The sequence below is a fragment of the Paenibacillus sp. UMB7766-LJ446 genome (assembly GCF_030226665.1).
Taxonomy (GTDB): Bacteria; Bacillota; Bacilli; order Paenibacillales; family Paenibacillaceae; genus Paenibacillus; species Paenibacillus vandeheii.
In genome coordinates this window covers 200,834-215,850 of sequence record NZ_JASOYM010000002.1, presented here as the reverse complement: position 1 = coordinate 215,850, position 15,017 = coordinate 200,834, and the positions used below count along the sequence as shown (strand labels likewise).

The 15,017-nt window shown below is 45.0% G+C and carries 10 protein-coding genes and 1 pseudogene; 4 read left to right on the top strand and 7 right to left on the bottom strand.

Annotated elements, in window-relative coordinates; all coding sequences use genetic code 11:
• Positions 1 to 206, bottom strand: a pseudogene (locus QP794_RS05945) (phage tail protein); the annotation flags it as partial.
• 283 nt (positions 207 to 489) lie between these two features.
• Entirely contained in the window at positions 490 to 1,371 is an 882-nt protein-coding gene (pdxS, locus tag QP794_RS05940) for a pyridoxal 5'-phosphate synthase lyase subunit PdxS (RefSeq protein WP_285075363.1), read from the bottom strand.
• A gap of 132 nt (positions 1,372 to 1,503) precedes the next feature.
• Here pdxS and pdxR point away from each other — a divergent pair, with 132 nt between their 5' ends.
• Positions 1,504 to 2,982 (top strand): MocR-like pyridoxine biosynthesis transcription factor PdxR, encoded by a 1,479-nt coding sequence (gene pdxR / locus QP794_RS05935; RefSeq protein ID WP_285075362.1) that lies wholly within the window; start codon positions 1,504 to 1,506, stop codon positions 2,980 to 2,982.
• Positions 2,983 to 3,144: 162 nt separating this feature from the next.
• Here the strand turns inward: pdxR and QP794_RS05930 are convergent, their stop codons facing one another.
• The gene (locus QP794_RS05930) at positions 3,145 to 4,551 is read right to left on the bottom strand and encodes a family 4 glycosyl hydrolase (RefSeq protein WP_285075361.1); all 1,407 of its coding nucleotides are present in this window, start codon (positions 4,549 to 4,551) and stop codon (positions 3,145 to 3,147) included.
• 177 nt (positions 4,552 to 4,728) lie between these two features.
• Between QP794_RS05930 and QP794_RS05925 the strand changes: the two genes are divergently transcribed.
• On the top strand, positions 4,729 to 5,580 hold the full coding sequence (locus tag QP794_RS05925; protein WP_483311881.1) for a helix-turn-helix transcriptional regulator: 852 nt from the start codon (positions 4,729 to 4,731) through the stop codon (positions 5,578 to 5,580).
• Positions 5,581 to 5,657: 77 nt separating this feature from the next.
• On the opposite strand, the gene QP794_RS05920 is transcribed toward QP794_RS05925, so the two are convergent.
• Together QP794_RS05920 and QP794_RS05915 are read right to left on the bottom strand one after the other, a co-directional pair.
• Entirely contained in the window at positions 5,658 to 6,800 is a 1,143-nt protein-coding gene (locus QP794_RS05920) for a phosphotransferase enzyme family protein (protein WP_285075359.1), read from the bottom strand.
• Between the two features lie 276 nt (positions 6,801 to 7,076).
• On the bottom strand, positions 7,077 to 9,329 hold the full coding sequence (locus QP794_RS05915; protein WP_285075358.1) for a glycoside hydrolase family 3 N-terminal domain-containing protein: 2,253 nt from the start codon (positions 9,327 to 9,329) through the stop codon (positions 7,077 to 7,079).
• Positions 9,330 to 9,522: 193 nt separating this feature from the next.
• Here QP794_RS05915 and QP794_RS05910 point away from each other — a divergent pair, with 193 nt between their 5' ends.
• Positions 9,523 to 11,544, top strand: a complete 2,022-nt coding sequence (locus QP794_RS05910; protein WP_285075357.1) for an ATP-dependent DNA helicase — start codon at positions 9,523 to 9,525, stop codon at positions 11,542 to 11,544.
• A gap of 144 nt (positions 11,545 to 11,688) precedes the next feature.
• A complete protein-coding gene (locus tag QP794_RS05905) occupies positions 11,689 to 12,216 on the top strand; it encodes a DinB family protein (RefSeq protein WP_285075356.1) in 528 nt (175 codons plus the stop codon).
• 100 nt (positions 12,217 to 12,316) lie between these two features.
• Here the strand turns inward: QP794_RS05905 and QP794_RS05900 are convergent, their stop codons facing one another.
• Positions 12,317 to 13,255: a family 43 glycosylhydrolase gene (locus QP794_RS05900; protein ID WP_285075355.1), complete on the bottom strand. Its 939-nt coding sequence runs from the start codon at positions 13,253 to 13,255 to the stop codon at positions 12,317 to 12,319.
• A gap of 41 nt (positions 13,256 to 13,296) precedes the next feature.
• Positions 13,297 to 15,009: a discoidin domain-containing protein gene (locus QP794_RS05895; RefSeq protein WP_285075354.1), complete on the bottom strand. Its 1,713-nt coding sequence runs from the start codon at positions 15,007 to 15,009 to the stop codon at positions 13,297 to 13,299.
• Between the last annotated feature and the right edge of the window lie 8 nt (positions 15,010 to 15,017).

The following is a 15,017-nucleotide window of genomic DNA, read 5'->3' as shown; positions in this document are numbered from 1 at the left end:
TTAATACGCTCCTTTAATTACAAAAAACGAGCCCCGAATGGTTCCAGCTAATTTAGATTTCTGTCTGGCAAACTTAAACTTCCCTTCTAACTCCTTTGGTACCTCCATCCCCTCAGAAAGCTTAAAACCCGCTTCTTAGGGTCATCAACCGTATACATGACATTGAGACCAAGACCATCTTCATAAAAGACATAGAAAAAATTAATTGTCCACTTGATGGGTTTATAATAACCTTAAATCATGTCAAAATATGATACTGTTTAGGGGGCCCAATGAAAAAAGTTGAACGGATTAATATCATCATGCGCTATATCAACTTAAACCTCTCCCTTTTCAATTCATTATTGTCAAAAATAACAACAAAGCCGATCAATTTGCTCCACTGATCGGCTTTGTCTAATATCTATTTATACTCTATTTAAGCTCAATGCTCATTTACAGCGCTGTGCAGAATCATAACACTGCTTTAAAAAGCTGTTCTATTCACTCTTACCAACCACGGTTTGACATACGCTCTTCTGGAGCTAATTTGGAAATTTCAATCCCTTTCATAGGAGCGCCCAAGTTTTTGGATACTTCGGCAATCAGTTTGTAATCCGTATAATGTGTTGTAGCTTCAACGATTGCACGAGCGAATTTCTCAGGGTTATCTGATTTGAAAATACCGGATCCTACAAACACACCGTCTGCTCCCAAATGCATCATTAGTGCTGCGTCTGCCGGAGTAGCTACACCGCCCGCTGCAAAGTTAACGACTGGAAGCTTTCCATTTTCATGAACTTCGCGCAGTAATTCATAAGCTACGCCCAGATTTTTGGCTTCAGCGTATAGCTCATCCTTTGACATGTTTTGCACTTTGCGAATCTGGCTGTTAATCACACGCATATGACGAACGGCCTCAACAATGTTGCCCGTTCCAGGCTCGCCTTTTGTACGAATCATCGATGCACCTTCGCCAATACGACGAATAGCCTCTCCCAAATCTTTGGCTCCACATACAAATGGTACCGTGAACTCATGCTTATCAATGTGGAACACTTCGTCTGCAGGCGTCAGAACTTCACTTTCGTCAAGATAGTCTACCCCTAGAGATTCAAGCACTTTGGCTTCTACGTAATGACCGATACGAGCCTTGGCCATAACTGGAATAGACACAACCTTCATAACCTCTTCAACGATGGTTGGATCTGCCATGCGAGCTACACCGCCGGCTGCGCGAATATCAGAGGGTACCCGCTCAAGAGCCATAACAGCTGTTGCTCCTGATGCTTCAGCAATTTTAGCTTGTTCTGCATTCATAACGTCCATGATGACGCCGCCTTTTTGCATCTCAGCCATTCCTCTTTTTACACGATCTGTACCTGTTTGCATATTTGTATTCCTCCTAATTACTTTTTTGTTTCACTTCAATCTATAATTTAGTATAAAATGAGAATGGACAACTAAAAAGATCCAATATTTTCGGTTTTTATTGTACCACTTCAAACGACCATAGGAGGACCTATGCAATTTCATGTAGCTTACAGTTCATATTTGAACCGACCATATACCAAGATGAAGGCTCTTTATCATGCGATTCGTGATGCTATTCATGAAGGTAATCTCGCATATGGCGAGAAGTTACCCTCTACAAGAGAATTAGCTGCGACGTATCACATTTCCCGAGGAACAGCGAATCAGGTATATGATACGTTGACTGCTCAAGGTTACCTTCATTCAGAACATGGAAGAGGAACTTTTGTTGCTTATCAGTTAGATTTGAGCAAGGATTCTTCCACAGAAAAAGCTTGTACCCATCACTTATCCGCCTGGGGAAATCGTATTCAGCAGTTTGAACAGCAGACGACTCTAAGAAATGCTCAAACAACCGATGCCAGAATAGAGAGCGACGCAGTTATAGATTTCAGCAAATATCAGCCTGATTTATCCAAATTTCCTTATGATGAATGGAACAATCGACTGTATGCAGAGATACGACATCGTGAGCATCACATGAATACAACCTCTGCTTATGTTAGTTCAACAGGGGAGCCGAAATTGAGAGAAGCGATTGCTGCCTACCTTCGGAGGATGCGGGGGATTCAAGTCGATGCGGGTCATATCGCAGTGACTGCAGGCTCTATGCAAGCTATAGCTCTACTCACTCAATTACTTGCAGATCCCGGGGATCATGTGGTTACGGAAAGTCCTTGTTATGTCGGGATTTCTCAAGCGATTACAGCTGCGGGCGCAAAGTTGATTGAAGCCAATCTTGATGGTCAGGGACTTGTACCCCAAAACTGGGAAGCGCGTATGTTGTTTGTGACGCCCTCAAGACAATTTCCTACTGGCGAAATGCTTAGTCTGGAACGCAGACAAACCTTGCTGGACTGGGCACATCGTCATGACGCTATGATTGTCGAGGATGATTATGATAGTGAATTCCGATATCGCGGGATGCATGTTGAACCTCTGAAAACACTCGATAAGGGGGGGCGTGTAATCTACCTTGGCAGCTTCACGAAAACCTTGCCTCTTGAAGTACGACTTGGTTATGTGGTCCTTCCCCCCACCTTGGCAGACACCTTTAGAAAGGCACAAGCATTATACGAGCCAAGACCCGTCAATCTGATCGAGCAACGGGCATTAGCTGAATTCATGACAAGTGGTCAATATGAGCGTCATCTGCGCAGAATGAATCGTCTATACAGTCGCAAATTTCATCTTTTACTCACACTATTGAACCAGCAGCTCTCGACATGGTTTGATTGGGTGGAAAATGAAGCGGGTCTTCACGTGTTTGGCTGGTGGCGAGGTGATGCGTCCACTTATGAAGTCTTTCGCGCATCAGCCAGGTCAGAAGGGGTTGTATATTCAGAAGTCAGCAGTTCAACACCTGAAGGTACAAAGTATGGTATATATTTATCATTTGCACATTTGTCAGAAGTTCAGTTACAGGATGGCGTATCCAAATTAAAACATGCTGTCACAGCTCCATTGTGAGGTACCTCGCTCTCTCGTCTCTCTAAACTGAACATTAGCTAATGTACACACCGAACGCATATTTTGCCAGCAAATGTGTGGACAAGGACTTCTTAATAAAATCAAAGACCACGTTACCCTTTGGCAAGGAAACAACGTTCTCTTTGGATCGTTACCTATTCCTTAGCTATACTGCAGTCTGTCCTTGTACCAGACGTCTGGGATCATATCCCGCTCCAGTTCCAACAATTCATGAATGATCTTGTCCGCGTCACTGATGGAATTCACAAGCGGATCGGTGAGCATCGCCCTTCTCAGCTTCTCGTAGCTCTGTTCCAAAACAGCTTCGACCGTAAGCTCATGCGTATCCAATACAAGCTCTTGCATGCCTCTTATTCCGCGCGGCATCTCGCCTACAGGAACTGGCTTCACTCCATCCATGTCCACGTCGCACAGCAGCTCCAGGAACGAATCGGAATTCATATTGGTTACCGCACCTTGATTAAGTGTATTGATGAAAAACTTCTTCCCCAAATTCCCTACCATGTTCTCTATGATATCAGTCGCATGATCCGGGCCAAAGGTGCTCATGTAATCGGCAATCGGGACATTTCCGGCAAGAAAGTCATCCACTTGACGCCACATTTCGTCGTGACGCTGGTACCTGTCTTCTGTCTCCCAGATGGATAGTGGCGGGATCGGGTCTGTAGTTTTGCCGAGACCTTGCCAATACCGAACGTATTCCTTCGTATGCGCCGTGCAAGTGGGAATGATTCCGAAAATGTCATACAGCTCATAGGTAATGGCGTCGTTAAAAATAGCTTTTGCACCGCGTTCACCGCCGTTGTTCTCATCACCAGCCATTTTGCGCATGGCTTCCGCGATTAGGGGCATCACATTTTCCCCTTCAAAATCCGCTTTGAGCAGCCAAGTGAAATGATTGACGCCAGCGATACGGAAATCAAATTTCCGGTCGATCTCATGGGTGAACTCACCTGTTTCTTGGATGATGCCGGCTCGTACAGCGTAATAGGCTTTCTTATGCGGCATATGATGACTATCACACAGCGCAAACGATTTTAGCTTCGGTGCATAACGATGTAACGCAATGCCATGAACGGTAGACGGGTTAATATAATTAATCACCCAGGAATCAGGGCATAGCTCTTCAATGTCTTTGGCACACTCCATAATGACCGGGAGCTCTCTCATGGCCCTAAAGATTCCACCCGGGCCAATTGTATCGCCGGAGCACATGCGAATGCCGTACTTTAGAGAGACTTGGCAGTCCATTCCCCGGTATTTGACGGATTGCTCTGCAAAGCTAAGCACAACGAAGTCAGCTCCCGGCAGCACTTGTCTCCGGTCCACCGAGCCCTCAATCTTTAAGGATACATTGTTCTCCCGCGCGACCATCTCTGCCAGGGTTACCATTTTCGAGAGCCGCTCTTTGTCCGTATCCACTAAAGCCAAAGTTCCCTGGTTCAAGTATGGTGAGTGAACCATCTGCCAGATGGATTGTCGACCGAAAAACAGGCTTCCCGCTCCAATAACGACTACCTTTGGGTGCTGTATGTTTGTACCATCCATTACTAACCCCTCCTCTTAACGATATAAGTTCATTATAGGTGAGGGGCCTGAGATCGGAATGTGTGATAGTTTTCAAAACATGTCATATGGTACGATCATTAATAAGAGATAAACTCTTGATTGTATTAGATGAAAATTGAAGGATGTCACAAAGTGGAGAGGAATGAGTTGAATCATATGCATGCAGGGACCGTGAATATGAGTATAATCGACGAACTTTCGGAGTATATCACACTTCGCATGAGCTCTTATTTGGAACAAACTCACGACAGCAATTGGATGGAGCACAAGTCACATTCCGATTATGATCTGTGGTTCATTACAGCAGGCTCCGTCAAGATTACCATCGATGGGATCGAACATATGGCGGACCGGGGTGACGTCGTGTTTTTTTATCCGGACATGCCCTATATCGCTTCCACAACCGGAGAGCTATGCCGATTCGTATACATGCACTTTGATTTCAGCATCGCTGAGCAAAAGCGAATTCTGGGCGAATTTCAACTGCCAGGCATCGTACCAGGCAACCTGGTTCGGGAGGAATCCACGCTGTTCACCTCGTCCTATCGAAGGCTCAAACAGGAAAGCGGGGCTTCCGGAAGTCCGCTCTACTTGAAGGCTTCTCTGCTTCTGGTTATTGCAAAAATTTTGGAGCTTCACGGGCAAGGTCTGTATAATGGTGAGTTTCTAAAAGACCGAAAACCGAGGAAGACGGAAGGAAGTCTGGAGGTTCTGCAGAACGTATTCCCATACGTGGATGCGAATCTGCATCGTGTCATCCGAGTTAAAGAGCTTGCAGCCATTGCAGGTGTCTCTGAGAAATATTTTATTTCTTTGTTCAAGAAAATTCTGGGTATTACGCCGGGACAGTACATCAATCAAATCAAGATGAACCGGGCACGTGACTATCTGTATGAGAAAAAATATACGATCCAGCAGATTTCCGGATTTCTGGGCTATCCCGATCCCTTCACCTTCTCCAAAGCATTCAAAAATTTTTACAACGTGCCTCCTTCCAAATTTGAATAGCGTGTCGTAGACAAACATGGAGGCAACCGGTCTATGCCGGCTGCCTCCACATTTGTTTAGTCATGGTTATTCACGTTTTAGGTGTATGTCTCTTCAGCGTTCCTCATTAATGTAAAGGGTGCTTCACTCGAATAAATATCATGGAAAAACCCCTTGTACGGTATATCCTCTTCCAGGCATTTAATGAGATACAACAGTTCGTCGTCAGCTTCCGGTTCTTCGCCAGTATGCTGCATTTCCTCAAATTGACCTAAAATATTCTCCAAGAGGGTCACTTGAATAAATAAAGGCAGCTTCTCCATCATCGAATCTTCGATCTTGGTTTCGGAAGCATAACCCGCGAGGGCGGTTTCAAAATATTGATCCATGAACGCTTTGCGTTTACCGGCGTCAGGTTCAAATTGTATCCAGCCCACACCGTGTGTCCATAGATCTGCCAGATCATACATATACCAGCCGAAGCATGAATTATCGAAATCATACACCGTGATTTGACCGGTATCAAAATCGATCGAGTAATTCCCATCGTTATAATCGAAATGGATCATCCCGAATGTTTCCTGGTTTGTATCCAACCCTTTTAAGGTATTCAGGAGCTCGACCATCTTCTCCTTAAGCAGAGAGAATGATTCAGGTATCATGTTATCGATATATTCACCCTTGTAATTATCAAAAAAATGATGCCGGCGATGGACAGGAGTATACCCTTTTGATATTTGGTGCATTTTCCCCAGGACTTTACCGCAATTATAATAATGCTCGGTAATTGGAACTCCTTCACGGTACTGATAGTTGTTATCTACTAGCATCTTGCCCTTGGCCTTGTTAAACAGGCTGACAAAAAAGGTATAATGTTCATAAGTAATCTCTTCCAGCAGATTGCCCTTCTTGGAATTCACTACATTCGAAACGCTGGCTCCATGATCAAACAGATACTGGACATATTCCAGTTCGGCAATGTAATCTTCGCGGTTTCTGCCAGGCAAGAATGAAATTCGGAGAATGAGCGATTCACACCCCTCTTGCTCACAGGTGTAAATGATATTGCGTCCTCCCTCATGAGGAGGAACAAGCTGAATCTCGTAGCCTTCCAATTCGAACAATTCGGATACTCTAGCCAGTACATGCGTGTTGCTAATGTTAACAGCTTCGTTAAAGTTAATAATGATCTCCTCCAGTAAACATTGATGGGACGGTTTCCCGCACTGCAATGTCCACAAAAGGAATCCCTGTTACGCAAATATCCTTCTGTGAACCTAAAGCACAATCACCTTGTTAGTCATTGAAATTCGCTCCTTTTTGTTCAGATGGTTATATGTTATCCTACAATTCCATATTAATCCAGAGGAGATGTCGCAAAACCGTTTTCCCATTGGATAATACACCTTCTATTCCAACAACCGATTAAACCAGAGATCAAAATCAAAATACTAAAAAGACGGATTCCGTAAGTTGGAATCCGTCTTCTTTTTCTTTTTGATCATTACTAACCTTGCTTACTCTATTTTCACGGGCAAGATTCCACCAGCTTCCTTTTTGCCAACCAGCACGTTAATCCCCGCTGTTATATTGGGTTCCTGCTTGCCATAAACGGCCAGTGCAGAGCGCACGTTCTGCAAATAAATCATCTCGTACGGATTACCGAGCGATAAAAGCGTGTACCTCTGATTACGACTATTCATCGCATCGATCAAGGTTTGATAAACGTTCCATCCGAACTGACTTGCCACGTTACGGAACTGATAGGAGGCCAGGATAACGTAATCCGCCTTCGCAACCGCCTCATTCGTTTTCCCTTGACCGATAACGGAAATCTCCGTCTTTAACGACAGGCTATTTGAGGCTTGCTTCAGATGCTTCTCGAGCTGCTTCGCCTGTTCTTCCTCAGCTGCGACAATAACCACCCTGTCTCCCTGATGAAGTTGATCTGGTTGCACGCCGTCACGGCTGAACAATAATGTGACCGCTCGTTCTGCAATGTTCCTCTCCACCGTGCGATGCTCCTCAGATCCGATGACTGTGTTAAGCTTGGCTAACTTATGTGAAAGACTTTCGCTACGTTTAAATAAACCATATTTCGATTTCAACTCCAAAATACGCTTCACGGACGCATGCACAGTTTCGATCGGGATCGTCCCACCCTCCACGGCATTCACTAGGGTTTGATGTGCGGCAGCCGAATCTTGCGGCATAAGTACAATATCCACACCTGCCGAGACTGCACGTTCCACCGCTTTATTTTCACCGAAATGCTCCGCAATCGCCTTCATGGTGAACGCATCGGAAATGATGAGACCTTCATATCCCATCTCTTCACGAAGCAGTCCATTCAATACTTTATGAGATAACGTAGCAGGTATCGGCACGCTGCTTCCGTCTTTGAGCGAAGTGACATGTTCGTTATCTATGGCAGGGAAAGCAATGTGCGCGGTCATGATCATCTCCACACCGTTCTCGATCGCAGCCCGAAATGGTTTTAACTCTACCGAATTCAGCCGCTCAAGGTTATGTGTCAGCACCGGCATTCCGAGATGGGAGTCTACCATCGTGTCCCCATGCCCTGGAAAATGCTTGACCGCCGCAATTACGTTCGTTTGCCGTAGTCCTTTTATGGTTGCAAGACCCATCCGCGTTACCAAATCCGCATTCGAGCCGAACGACCGCATACCGATGATCGGATTGTCCGGATTGCTGTTAATGTCGAGCACAGGCGCAAAATTAATGTTTAGTCCAAGTGCTTTCAGCTCCTCCCCCGTCAGTTTTCCAGCCGCTTCGGCCAGCGTTGTGTCTCCGGCTGCACCAAGAGCCATTTGACCCGGCAGATTGGTTCCACCTGGGATTCGCTGAATAACGCCTCCTTCTTGATCAATGCCAAGAAACATAGGTATGTCCCCTGCTTCTGTTTGCAGAGTGTGCGTGAATGTCGTGACTTGCCTAGTGTCTACAATATTTTTGTCAAAAAGAATAAGTCCGCCTAAATCTTGATCGTGGATGATATCTTTCAGCCCATCATGAACAGTCGTGGTCGCTTTACCATTCCATTGCCTAATATCAGGCATAAGCATTTGGCCGACTTGCTCGCTAACCGTCATATATGAAATTAGCTTATCCCAATCTTGGGACTGTATCGCAGCCTGGCGTTCGAACCGAATCACTCGTGACATAAATACGGCATATTCGGCCCGCGTGACCGTCTGATTCGGACGGTAGGTGCCATCCGAATATCCGCCGACCAAACCGTTCGAGCTCATGATAAGAATAGGTGCTGCTGCCCAATGTTTTTCCGTATCTGACCAATGGGCGGATTGTTTGCCTTCCGAGAGTGAGTACGCGCGAGTAAGGAATGCCGCGGTCTCAGCGCGACTAAGCGATTTATCTGGACGGAAGGTGCCACCTGGCAACCCGCTAGCCAGCCCTTTTTTTGCAGCTATAGTTATTTCTCGATAGAAGGGGTGTGTTGTTGGAACATCCGAATATGTCGTGCCTTCCACTGGTATCTCTAACTGTTCTGGATAAAGCTCACGTATCAGAAAAGTGACGGCTTGTGCTCTTGTTACCAAACCTTCGGGCTTAAATTTCCCATTGCCGTATCCTGCGATTGTTCCCCGTTTGGCCATATACTCTATTCCGTTTTCTGCCCACTTTGAATGCTGCAGATCATTAAAACGTTCTTCCGCAGCTGCACTTCCTGCCCATACGAGCAAAGAACCGAGAACGGCACCACATATTGTCATCATTTTTAGTTGCATCTATCTCACTCCTGCTGCTGTTTTATGTAAGATAAATAGACGCTTCCGATATACATTTTGTTGCGTATATATATTTTATTTCCTGTTACCTCCTTATGAACACTTGACTGTTATGGCAGCTTCAAAGATAATTAAGGTTTCACTAAAAATATCCATACAGGTTCATTTTACATTTGGGAGTGAGGTGATCATCATGAATTGGTTGAATGAACTCTATACATCACAGAAGCGTGAGTCGAAAAAGGACCTCGAACGTTCTTTGGTTGATGCCATCTTTCGGGTGTATGACCGCTTTCCACGAATTGGACTTAGAGAGCGAATCGGACAGCAAGAAATGTCTCTCGATATAGCCGATGCTTATATCCATGGACGTAACGCCATGATCGAAGCCGGTGTCGGAATCGGCAAGTCTTTTGGGTACCTGATACCAAGCCTGCTCACGAATCAAATGTCCCATCAACCGGTCATTATAGCTACATCCTCCATTCAACTGTCGGAACAGATACATAAAGATTTAAGGGTCATTGGCAGCCGGTTGGGATTCACAACGGTTCGCTCCGTCGTGGGAAAAGGCATGGCCCAGTATGCCTGCCGAAGCAGAGCGGCGGAATTGTTCAGGCCAGATGATCCGAACTCCTCATTGTCTACCCTTGCCCAGCGCATTTTAGCTTATGAAATTGATGAACGAGCGGATATTAAAGGTGGAATTCGCGATGCCGAGTGGTCCAATGTTTCCGTGAATGATTGCCAATATGAACGTTGTCATCATAAAAATGGCTGCTTGTTTTACGATATGAGAGCCAAATTGAATGCAAAGGCTCACGAGATTGATTTTATTATCGTGAACCAGGACCTGCTCATACGGGATTTGATGAAGAAAAAAGAAGGAAACAGAAGCATCATCTCGGAACAGCCTGCTCTCATCGTCATTGATGAAGCGCATAATCTGGAAGCAAAAGTTCGAGATGCCAGAACGCTCGAGTTCACTTATCGGGGCGTCTGCCGCACTCTCGATACCACTGTGCAGCTTCTCACGAAGCAGTCCGGGGATAAAAGTCTCTTTTCACAATCCAAGTTCATAAAAAACTGCGCCCAGCGTATCTTTAAACAGATAAACGCGGACCTGCTCCACCATGCCAAACAGGATAGCGACCGTATAAAAGTATCCGAGATCAAGGGTATACCGTTAAACCAAGTCTCGAACGATTTGAAAGATCTCAGTCTTCGCCTTTCCATTTTGACCTCCCGCCACGAGCGGGAGATTGATGACGCTTTTGAAGCCATAAACGGGCTTATTACCCTCATAAATGTCTTGGCTGAAATAGAGGACAACTATCTCATATGGGCAAGCAGTCCTCTTGGAGCAGCCATGATCAGTATTTGTCCCAAAGATATAAGCCAATTTCTGAAGTACGCTTTATTTAATGGCAAGGCGCCTGTTATCCTAACATCGGCAACACTGTGCCAAGGCGGGGAAACACTGGAGGAACAGTACTCTTATATGACGCAATCCCTCGGTTATAAGGGTGATTTTTTGGATCGCAAATCCTCCCCTTTTGACTACACCAACCATGCCATGATGTACATCTCGAACAACGTTCCTTATTACCACCATGAACAGCGCGAAAACTATCTTGAAGCAGCCTACAAAGAATTGATTCAACTCTGTAATTTAACACAAGGAAGAACAATCGTCCTTTTTTCAGCAAAGGAGGACATGAAGTACATTCATAAGAAGTTGGTTTCAAGAACTAATGAGTATACATGGACAGTCCATGTTCAAAAAGAAGGGTCTTCCCAGGACGGTGTCATCAGCGAATTCAGGGAAAGCAAAGGTGTACTCCTAAGTACCGGTGTATTCTGGGAAGGCGTGAATATCGAGGGTCCCGACCTGTCGCAGGTCGTTATTTTCCGTCTGCCCTTCCCTGTTCCTTCTGATCCCATTTATGAATATAAGGCATCTGTAACGGAGAATCCGTTTATGGAGGTGTTTGTACCGGACATGCTGCTCCGGTTACGGCAAGGAACCGGTCGTCTGATTCGCAGTGAAACGGACCTTGGCATACTCAGCATACTGGACTCCCGACTTAGCGCAGGGGCAAAAAAGAGTTACCGGGAACAGGTGCTGGAAACATTACCGTTCAAAAAAGTAACAGAGGATTTTTCGGTTTTGGAAAATTTTGTCCACAAAAAGAGGATACGACGTACGGATTGATAATGGAACAATCAAACTATAAAACTGTGCAATTCACATAAAAAGGCCCTTCCGTCCATAAAGCGGAAGAGCCAATTTCATGCTGCACGCAAAATATATGCTAGTATATAATCCAAATATATGAATCTCAAAGGAGGCATTTTCATGGTTGAAAGACCAACTACAGAGGAGTATGCAGCTTTCTATGAAGGGTACATGCAGCTGGTTCCAGAAGGGAACATCATCGAACTTTTGGAGCAGCAGGCCAATATCGTACAAACGTTGCTTTCTACATTGACAGAGGAGCAAGCAAATCATCGTTACGCCGAAGGCAAATGGAGCGTGAAGGAGGTCATCGGCCACCTTTTGGATAACGAACGCATCATGAGCAGTCGATTGCTTCGCATCGCCAGAGGCGACAAAGCGAATCATCCCGGGTATGATCAGGACGTGCTTATGCAAAGCCATCCCTTTAATGCGTATACAGTATCCGATTTGAACGAAGAATATGCCGTTACACGCCGCTCAACCATACTTATGCTCCGTCGCCTCACGCCGGAAGCTTGGCTCTGCAGAGGGATCGTTAGTGATAATCCTGCTTCCGCTAGATCGATAGCCTGTATTATGGTTGGACATGAGCTCCACCATCTGTCAGTACTTCGCGATCGCTATTCGCTGGATGTGAACTTATAATCCACCCCGACTGCCTTTTGAATTGCATGCCCGTGCTAACGGAAAGACTTTGAATCTTCATTCTCTGTAGGATCAAAGTCTTTTCTCATCAGCCGATATATCATTCAAAAGTAATGGGATCTGCATTCTTTCCTAAAAATAATTTGGAGTAATAACTCAGATTCGGAATCTCTTCATTGAATTCAATAGGTAGTACCACATAGCTAGATTGAAAGTAATCCGATCCGTTCCAGCGATCCGAATAGTATAGGTACTCCTGCTCTGATCGCTTCAGCACAAATGCTGGCTGCGTTCGATATGTTGTTTGATCGCCAAAATCGCTAAGCATTCCCCAAGGTCCATCCATGGAATCCGCCATTGCATATTTACTTTGATTTGGATTCCATCCCGTGCAAAAAGAAGTCAGCATATTGTACTTCCCGTTCCGCTTGAAGACGGCCGGTGCCTCCCGGTATTCCCCTTGCCACAGTTTTCCGACAAGGCTTTCGACATTAAGGTAATCTTCCTGCAGCCGATATACGTGAAGATCCGCATTGTCTCTGGCAGCTGAAATAAAGTACGCCTCCCCGTCATCATCTTGAAAGAGCGTGCAGTCACGAGACATATATCCATAAGGATTAAAGCTACCATGATAAACGAAATGGCTATCCGGAAAATCAGACGTGGCAATGGCGCATGCAGCATCATTGTAATTATCACCATTCTCATAATGAACCCAGAGAACAAACTTCTTCGTCACCGAGTTAAAAAGCACTTTCGGCCGTTCAAGATTCACCTTTCCACCTTTGTCGCTCACTAATTTCAGATTCGTCCGAACTCGGATGGGTGCAACCGGAGTAGAAGTCGTTAGGATATGGTTCTGAAACTCCCAGTTGAATAGATCTTTGGAACGGTAACAACTGACATAAATATTGTCTCTGCGGTCTTCGCCATACAAGTAATAGAAGTGATCATGGAATAGAATATGTCCTCCATGGGCATGGATCGCCTGTCCACTTGAATCATTCCAAACGGTACCATTCGTTAGTCTTGTATTCATAGCTACCTCTGTTCTATTATTTTTTTCATTTGAGAGTGTCGTTAATCATTATCGCTTCCAAACATCTTTACTTCCCACAGCCTTGGCGTATACCAGTTGTTCGGGTTATTATGTAGAGTCGCACCAAGCATATTAATTCTTACGTACCTAGCCGTAGCTGATAAACTGTCCGATGTGAAACCGTATGATGTATAGTCGGTTCGATCCAATGCAACGGTCCAGTTTACATTGTCGCTACTCGTCTCAATCTTGTATTTGTAAAATCCCTCAGATCCTTTTTGCATCCACCAGGAAATTTGCACGTTACTAATTTGTTGAATAGAGCCCAAGTCTACCTTCCACCACTGTGGCCAGGAACTGCTTGTGGCTATCCATTCGGTCTGATAGCTTCCATCATTAGCATAACTTGCCGGGTTATTACCCGTGGCCGTCTGGGCTGTTGCAGGTTTACCTTGAGACAACAGTCTTCCGTTCTGTACGGGAACGACAACATCATGGTTAGCATTGTACTGAATTTGATCAAAGTAATCATAGAAAGCGTAACCATTAGAGAACCAAATGGGAAGCAATCGTTCCTCCGTTGTTCCATTTTGCGTACCTGCCCAGCCGAACATCCAGCGATAAGCAACCATAACCACGTTGTTGCCTGTGTCTGGCTTCACTCGCATGACGGACCCCGACTGCGCCGAGAAGGTTGACGTGTTGCCAATCGTCCGTAGTTCAGACCAATCCCCGTCAATGCTTGTTACTGAAGAATACATGGGTATGCTCGGATACCAACCTGCCGCCTGAGAAGAGAACAAATAATAAATGCCATCCTTTTTGATCATCTTAGGCAGTTCTCTGTGTTGATTTTGATAAATAACAGAAACTTGATGATCTACATCCAGCCAATCGGATGTTAACTGATACAAAATCGTGTCCGAATTATTATTGGCCGTAGAGATCAGATAAGCCGAATCATTATCATCTTTGAAAATGGAGATATCTCTGGACTCATTCCCTTCCGGTCGAAAGCTTTTGTGAAATGTAAAGTTTTCTCCAGGCGTGGCAGAAGCCACAGATACCCTGGCAAGCGTATAGTCTGTACTGTTTTCATAGTGGGCCCAAAACACAAATTTATTCGTGGGAGCATGGTAAAGGATATTGATCCCTTCAAATTTGGAATTGGCTAGGTCCGGATGATCCGTGTAGGAAAGTACCACCTTGTCATTACCATAGGTGATATCATCAGTTGATGTCTGTTGAACCATTTCACCAAACCCGCCTGATGGCTTTTGAACAAAGTTAAATCTGTAGTAGGTATCCCCAACTTTAAGTTCATTTGGGAGTACTAGCGTTGATTGCGTTGTATTATCAAAAGTTGTGAGGTTTTCTGGAAGGCTGTAAGGGGTATATTCTGGCGAGAAAGCAGAGGTCAGCAAGGAATTTCCGCCATATGCTTTCACTTGATATTTGTACGTACTACCGATGTTGAGGTCATAATCATCCGTTGTTGTACCGGTTAAGCTCTGCAGAAAAGTATAGGGTTCATTGTTCTCTAATCTATTCAACTCGTATGCTGTCGCTCCATGAACAGGTGCCCAATGGATTTTGGCATTGGATACTTCGGATTCATTCTTCAGCACAAACAGTGTTGCAGCAATATTGGTCTCTTCAACAGCAGCGTGAACGGTTTGAGCTGAGGACGTTAAATGAAGTGTTAACAACATCAATGCAATGACGATAGCAATCCACGATTTACCTTTGATCATGTCTCATC

Excerpts from the sequence above, each read along its gene's own strand:
- pdxS (WP_285075363.1), bottom strand. The coding sequence starts at position 1,371 with ATGCAAACAGGTACAGATCGTGTAAAAAGAGGAATGGCTGAGATGCAA.
- pdxR (WP_285075362.1), top strand. The coding sequence starts at position 1,504 with ATGCAATTTCATGTAGCTTACAGTTCATATTTGAACCGACCATATACC.
- QP794_RS05930 (WP_285075361.1), bottom strand. The coding sequence starts at position 4,551 with ATGGATGGTACAAACATACAGCACCCAAAGGTAGTCGTTATTGGAGCG.
- QP794_RS05925 (WP_483311881.1), top strand. The coding sequence starts at position 4,729 with ATGCATGCAGGGACCGTGAATATGAGTATAATCGACGAACTTTCGGAG.
- QP794_RS05915 (WP_285075358.1), bottom strand. The coding sequence starts at position 9,329 with ATGCAACTAAAAATGATGACAATATGTGGTGCCGTTCTCGGTTCTTTG.
- QP794_RS05910 (WP_285075357.1), top strand. The coding sequence starts at position 9,523 with ATGAATTGGTTGAATGAACTCTATACATCACAGAAGCGTGAGTCGAAA.
- QP794_RS05905 (WP_285075356.1), top strand. The coding sequence starts at position 11,689 with ATGGTTGAAAGACCAACTACAGAGGAGTATGCAGCTTTCTATGAAGGG.
- QP794_RS05900 (WP_285075355.1), bottom strand. The coding sequence starts at position 13,255 with ATGAATACAAGACTAACGAATGGTACCGTTTGGAATGATTCAAGTGGA.
- QP794_RS05895 (WP_285075354.1), bottom strand. The coding sequence starts at position 15,009 with ATGATCAAAGGTAAATCGTGGATTGCTATCGTCATTGCATTGATGTTG.